The 7,475-nt window shown below is 47.8% G+C and carries 5 protein-coding genes; all 5 read left to right on the top strand.

Annotated features, from left to right (window positions below):
* Positions 1-232, top strand: a 232-nt coding sequence (locus VN105_RS10520) for a hypothetical protein (protein WP_325640585.1), incomplete at its 5' end; no start/stop codon positions are given.
* 71 nt (positions 233-303) lie between these two features.
* Positions 304-777 (top strand): sigma-70 family RNA polymerase sigma factor, encoded by a 474-nt coding sequence (locus VN105_RS10525; protein ID WP_325640587.1) that lies wholly within the window; start codon positions 304-306, stop codon positions 775-777.
* 4 nt (positions 778-781) lie between these two features.
* Positions 782-1,312, top strand: coding sequence for a hypothetical protein (locus tag VN105_RS10530; RefSeq protein ID WP_325640589.1), 531 nt, complete (start codon positions 782-784; stop codon positions 1,310-1,312).
* Between the two features lie 72 nt (positions 1,313-1,384).
* On the top strand, positions 1,385-5,431 hold the full coding sequence (locus VN105_RS10535) for a hybrid sensor histidine kinase/response regulator (protein ID WP_325640591.1): 4,047 nt from the start codon (positions 1,385-1,387) through the stop codon (positions 5,429-5,431).
* Between the two features lie 227 nt (positions 5,432-5,658).
* Positions 5,659-7,475: SusC/RagA family TonB-linked outer membrane protein (locus VN105_RS10540; protein WP_325640593.1), on the top strand; the 1,817-nt coding region annotated here is incomplete at its 3' end.

Genomic DNA, 7,475 nt, shown 5'->3' on the forward strand with positions numbered 1-7,475 from the left:
GCAGGTATACATCACTTTCCTTTCCGGCGATGCCGGTCCGCATGCCCCGCAGGTAATAGCCTCGCTGCAATCTGCTGCTGAAACCCTGCATATGAAAAACAGGGAAGTATATACCCTGATCAGGAAAAACCTGGAATTAAAACCGCTTGATGTGATTGCACGGCTTGAAAAAAAACTGGGGCTTCCCTGCACAACCCGTAACTGGGCAACGGTGAACAAGGTGATCTGGTAGGGGTCACGGATATTTTTGCGAAACTGTAAGTTTTTTCCACGAAATACAACTAACCCTGGTAAATAAACTGCATGGACAAATCTGCATTTCCCGGTATCATACAGCAGCACCAGGGCATCCTGCATAAGTTATGCCGCCTGTACCGCGACAGCCGGGAAGACAGGGAGGATCTGTTCCAGGAGATGATCTACCAGCTATGGAAATCGTATCCTTCATTTGCAGGCAATGCCCGCATCAGTACCTGGATTTACCGGGTGGCGCTCAATACCGCTCTGGCGGATTTCCGGCGTAAACAACCCCGTATCACCTATACCGATAGTTTGCCTGATATGCCTGATCAAGGCGGCGGGGCAACCTCCGTGCAGCAAGACCAGCTTTTTGCTGCGCTCAAACAACTGAGCGATGCAGAAAAAGCCATCATCGCGCTATACCTGGAAGATATGAGCTACCAGGAAATTGCCGATATCATCGGGATAGACGAAAATTATGTAGGCGTAAAACTCAACAGGATTAAAAGCAAGATCAAAAATATTTTAAAATTATAATGATATGGATCCTTTAAAATCGGCCTGGGACAGCATTCCCACCCCCAGCAGCAACATGGCGGCTATTATCAGGAAGCATACTTCTCCCGTATTAAAAGACATCAGGAAGCAGGTAATACTGGAAGCCATCGGGTATAGTATTTTCCTCATAGTGTACTACGATTTTTTTGACGGCGATAAAAAACCTTTTTACCTGAACCTGTTGCTGGTTGTTTCGGTATTGTGCATGCTTGCACAAAGCATTACCGGTTATGTACTGGCCCGCTATCCTGCGGCAGGGAATAACCTGCTGGAAAGTATGCGGAAAAAACTGCAGCATATCAGGAAATATGCACTGGTTTCCATCTTCTCAAAAATCCTTGCCTTTGCCGGCGTCTTCTCCTTCTTCATTTTAAGTGTCCGGTGGACACAATATAAGTCCCTGCTAATGATCCCGCTCATCCTTATTATTATAGCACAAGCGTATTTCCAGTGGAAAATATGGGCGGGAAGAATTTACCGGGTGAAACAAACGATAGAAGAATTAAATCCCTGAAGAGATTTTATTGGTGGTAATCTCTCGCAGAAATAATAGCTTTATAGCTGTTAAAATGAGCCTATGCACCATGTGAGGAGAATCTATCTTATTGTATTACTGTTGATTATTATTTCGGGAGATAGCTTCGCGATCAACTATCCCATCAAATACCTGGGAATAGAGGACGGTCTTTCCAACAATGCCGTTCTCAGTGTATACCAGGACCACAAAGGCTTTATGTGGTTTGGCACCTATGATGGGCTGAACAGGTTTGACGGATACAAATTCAGGATCTACCGTAATAAAATCAATGACAGCACTTCTCTCGTGGATAATGGCGTATATACCCTGGCAGACGATATTCATCACCAGCTTTGGGTAGGCGGTCGCAGAGGGGTTTGTGTGTTCAACCCCGTAAGTGAAAAGTTCTCGTTCCCCCGCTATACTCCCCTTCACAGCAGGGAGTCGCGTATTATCAGCGAAAACACACATACCATCAAATCAGACGAAGCCGGCAACATTTTAATAGGCACCGAAAAAAGCGGCTTGCTGTTGTTCAGCAGCCGGCAAGCCACCGGCAAACAGATTCCTCTGTCAATGAACCGAGGCGGCATTACCGGTTATGAAGTAACCGCCATTGAATTTACCGGTACTGCCGCCTGGGTATTTGTGCAGGACATAGGCTTGTGCCGCTACGATATTACAAGGCAGCAATTAACCATCATTAACAGGGATATTACCAGGGGCAATTGTCTTACCGCCGACCAGGCCGGCAACATCTGGCTGGGAACAGATACCGGCATATTCCGTTATGTTCCGTCTACCGGCAAATACAGCGGGAATATGTTGCCTGTAAACAGCAAGATGGTGAACCTGTACATAGGTAACGACGGCATTATGTGGAGCGCCTCCGATGGCAACGGTATTTACCTTGTAAATACATTAAACGGCACCGCCAGCTCCTTTACCTCCTCCAATGAGCAACAACTGAGCAGCAACGCGGTATACTCCATTTATGAAGACCGCCAGGGCCGGAAATGGATTGGCACCCTGCGGGGCGGTATCAATATTGTGGAGCCAAAGCCTAACCCGTTTGAACTGAATATTCCCGACAACGACCCTGTTGCCCGGGTGGTGGACAATTTTATTTTTTCTTTTTGTGAAGACAAACACCGGAATATCTGGATAGGTACCGATGGCGGCGGCCTTAAATACTGGAACCGGGAAAATAATACCTGGACTACCTACAAGCATACCGGCAATAATTCAACGGGCATCAGCAGCAATTTTGTGACCTCCATTATACAGGATGCGCGGGAGGACCTGTGGATTTCCACTTGGTTTGGCGGCGTAAACCGCTATAACCCGGCCACCGGCGCCTTTGAACACTTTATATGTTTTAATCCCTACACCCGAGCCGCCGAAAACAATGTATGGCTGGTATATGAAGACCGGCAACAACAGATTTGGGCCAGCACTACCAACAATGGTACCCTGTACCGGTTTAACCGCCAGCAAAACCGCTTCGAACTTTTTGACAGCAGCCTGGTGAACCTGCAATGCCTGGCGGAAGACCAGGACGGGCAGCTATGGGGAGGCAACTATTCCACCCTTATCCGGATAGACCGCGACCGCAAACAGCACCAGCGTTTTAATATAGGCTATACCGTACGCTCCATCCACCAGGACCAGAAAGGAGCATTCTGGATAGGTACCGATGGCGGCGGGTTATTACGATTTGACCGTAAAAACGGAAATTATACACGATTTACCACCTCAGAAGGGCTTCCCAGCAATTCCATTTTACGAATGCTGGAAGATAAAACCGGTAACCTTTGGCTCAGTACTTTTAACGGGTTATCGAGGTTTGACCCGCAGAAAAAGAGCTTCCGCAATTTTTCTGCTTCCGATGGGCTGCAGAGTAACCAGTTCAGCTTTAACGCCGCCCTGAAATTACAATCCGGGGAGATGTTGTTTGGGGGTATCATGGGATTCAATATTTTTTATCCAGACAGTATCTATACCCAAACTACCATCCCACCGGTGCTGTTAACGGCTGTAAGGATCAATAATACCTCCGTTACGGAGCAGGACCAGTACGTGTCTGAACGGAACCAGGAAGAGATCCGGGAAATAACCGTGCCTTACGACAAAGCCACCATTGCGTTTGACTTTGTGGCGCTGGAGTACACCCTGCCGGATAAGATCAGCTATGCCTACCGTTTGAAAGGATGGGATAATAACTGGAACTATGTAGGGCAAACCAGGACCGCCAACTATACCCACCTGCAGGAAGGCAGTTATATTTTTGAGATCAAAGCCAGCAATGCCGATGGACTGTGGGGCCATGCCATACATACCGTGTCAGTAGTGGTATTGCCGCCCTGGTACAGAACCTGGTGGGCGTATCTTCTTTACATAAGCAGCATTATGGCCGCTATTTACGGGTATATAAAATATAAAGCGCGGGAAGAAAGATTAAAATATGAAATAAAGCTGGCCCATCTTGAAAATGAAAAAGAGAAAGAGCTGAATGAGAAGAAGCTGTCTTTCTTCACCAATATTTCCCACGAGTTCCGGACACCGCTTACGCTGATCATCAACCCGCTGAAAGAACTGCTGCAAAACAGGGAATATCCCGATCTGAGTGTGGTGTACCGCAACGCGCGGCGGCTGCTTAGCCTGGTAGACCAGCTTCTGCTGTTCCGTAAGGCCGACCGGGATGCAGATCAGTTGAACCTGTCCAGGCTGGATATTGTACACCTGTGTAAAGAAGTATACCTGTGCTTTTCCGAACAAGCGAGGATCAAACAAATCGATTACCACTTCCTGTGCCAGCATACGCAACTGGAAATTTATGGCGACAGTGAGAAACTGGAAATTGCCATTTTCAACCTCCTGTCCAACGCATTTAAATTTACCCCTGAAAACGGCAGTATTATTTTCGAGGTATCCGGTAATGAAACAGACGTTAGTGTTAGTATAAAAGACAGTGGCTGTGGCATAGAAGGCAGCACGGGCAACCGGATCTTTGAAAAGTTCCGGCGGGCGCAGGACCGGAAAGAGTCCCTGCAAACCGGCTTTGGGATTGGGCTGTACCTGGTGAAACATTTTATTGACAGTCACCATGGCACTATTACCTACCAGAGTGAAGTAAACAAAGGTACTTCCTTTCATATTACCCTGAAGAAAGGGAACGGGCATTTTGGGGGCATTTTACTGAGGGAAGATGCGCCGCAAAAATCAGCATTCCTGGAAGAACTGGCCACAGCGGCAGTTTTATCCAAACCGGAACCCCGGGAAGCCGAAGCCACGCCCGCTACCACTACTATTACCGAAAAGAAATCCATCCTGCTGATCGACGATCATGATGAGATACGGCAATATCTGCAGCAGCTGTTCCAGGACCGGTTCATTGTATATGAAGCCGATAACGGGACCAGCGGGTTTGCCGCCGTCCAGAAATTTATGCCCGACCTGGTGATCAGCGACATACAGATGCAGGGCATGGATGGGGTGGAACTATGCAGTAAGATCAAACAAACGGATACCGTGAGCCATATCCCGGTAATACTGCTTACAGGGTCGTCGGCTGCTGATACAAGGCTCCGGGGCCTCGAAGGTGGTGCAGATGACTATATCACCAAGCCGTTTGACAAAGACCTGCTGATGGCGAAAGTGAATAACATTATTAAGAACCGCAACCTGCTTCAGCAGTATTTCTTTGACCGTATTACCCTGAAGAACAGCAATATAAAAGTACCTGCCGAATACCAGGATTTCCTGAAGCGGTGCATTGAAATTATTGAAGACAACCTGGAAAACGAGGAGTTTTCCATCAAAAAGTTCACCCTGGAAATAGGGATGAGCCATTCCAGTTTATATAAAAAGGTAAAATCCATTTCCGGGCAAACCATTAATTCCTTCATCCGGTCGATCCGGCTCCGGAAAGCCGCCGTACTGTTACTTAAGGAGAACTACACCATTACACAGGCAGCCATGCAGGTAGGCATTGGCGATGTAAAATATTTCCGTGAACAGTTTGTAAAGCTGTTTGGGATGAACCCCTCCGATTATGTAAAGAAATACCGGCATTCTTTTAACCGGGATTTCAATGTTACAGAAAGTGAGGGGTAAATTCCCGGAACCCGCCGTGGTTAACGGTTGAAAATGTGCCCGGTAGATCGCTGCCGGTAAATACCCCCTGTTATATTTTACGATTTTACCCCCTTTTTTAAATGATTTACCCCCTCTATGATCTGTGGGCGGCATAGTACATTGCGGATATCATGACAAGGATGTGTGCATCCCTCATGCAGCCAAAATGGGTTTTCCACTCTTCCAATTCATTAAATTATTACGTTATGAAAAAATTGCTATCCGGAACGGACTATCAGAAGTTTGTCCTATTACGGAGCCAACCTTTCCCTTGCCTTTTGCTGGCATTCACTTTATTGCTGATGGGAATGAAAGTGCAGGCACAACAAGGCACTGTTACCGGAAAAGTATCCGATGCCAACGAACCGGTTCCCGGTGTTACGGTACGTGTAAAAAATAAAACTACCGGCACTCTTACAGATGCAACCGGCAAATTTTCCCTCAGCGCTGCGCCGGGTGATACCCTGATATTCAACCATATTTCCTACGAAGCGCTGACGGTGCCGGTGAAGAACCTGTCTCCCTTAACCATATCACTCACACCACTGAGCAAAAGTGTAAATGAAGTAGTAGTAGTGGGATATGGTACCCAGAAGAAGGCTACACTGACGGGTTCCATTTCCGTGGTAAAAGGGGCGGATATTGTGCAGAGCCCCCAGCCAAACGTATCAAACGCCCTCACAGGGCGCTTTTCGGGGGTCATTGCCAACAACCGCTCCGGTGAGCCGGGATACGACGGCTCCCGCATCACTATACGCGGATTGGCCACCACCGGTAACAACGATGTATTGATGGTAGTGGACGGGGTTCCTGGTCAGATAGGTGGCCTGGAGCGACTGGATCCTAATGATATTGAAAGCATTTCCATACTGAAAGACGCATCTGCTGCTGTATATGGTAGCAGGGCCGCCAATGGCGTAATGCTGATCACCACCAAACGGGGTAAAACCGGCAAACCGGCGATCAATTACAGTTTTAACCAGGGATTTTCTTCCCCGAGCCGGTTGCCTAAAATGGCGGATGCTGCCACCTATGCACAGATCAGGAATGAGATCCAGTATTATAATAGCCCATCCGGTGGCTTGAACCAGTTTTATACAGACGAACAAATCCAGAAGTTCCGCGACGGTTCCGACCCGGTAAATTACCCGAATACAGATTGGCAGGCGGTTACTCTGAAGAAAACAGCTACTCAAAACCAGCATAGTCTTTCTGTAAACGGGGGCAGTGAAAATGTAAAGTATTACGTTTCCCTCGGTATGATCAGCCAGGACGGGTTGTATAAGAACGGAGTCACCAAATACAACCAGTATAACTTCCGGTCCAATATTGATGCTGATGTAACCAAGCGGTTAAAAGTAAGCCTGTATTTATCCGGCCGCCAGGAAGACCGTGTATACCCTACCACCACTGCCGGCGACATTTTCCGGGGTATTTACCGCGCCTATCCAACAGTGCTGGACAGGTATCCCAACGGATTGCCTACCATGGGTATTGAGAACAATAACCCCATCATGCAGGTAACCGACGCCGGTGGTACCGCACGCAATCCTACACAGGTATTTAACGGTATCCTGAAAGGATCTTATGCCATACCGGGTGTGGAAGGGTTATCGCTGGACGGATTCTTATCGGCAGATAAATCCTGGAGCGCTAACAAAGTTTTCAGCACGCCATATAAAGTATACACGTTTAACGCTGGTACACAGTCGTACGACAAAACAGTGGTAGGTGGTTCCAACGGGCTGGCATCCCTTGCGCAACAGCAGCGGAATATGTCGCTGATCACTTCCAATATTAAACTGAACTTTACCCGCCGCTTTGGCCAGCACAATATAACCGCCCTGGCAGGTTATGAGCAAAGCCAAACCAACAGGGATACCCTGGGTGCATCCCGCCTGAATTTCCCGACGCCTCAAACGCCGGAAATGTCGCAGGGTGGATCTGCCGCTACCGATAAAGATAACTCCGGTACCAGCTACAGCTTCACCAGGAAAAGTTACTTCGGAAGAATTGCCTACGA

This window comes from Chitinophaga sp. (genome assembly GCF_035564935.1).
GTDB lineage: Bacteria > Bacteroidota > Bacteroidia > Chitinophagales > Chitinophagaceae > Chitinophaga.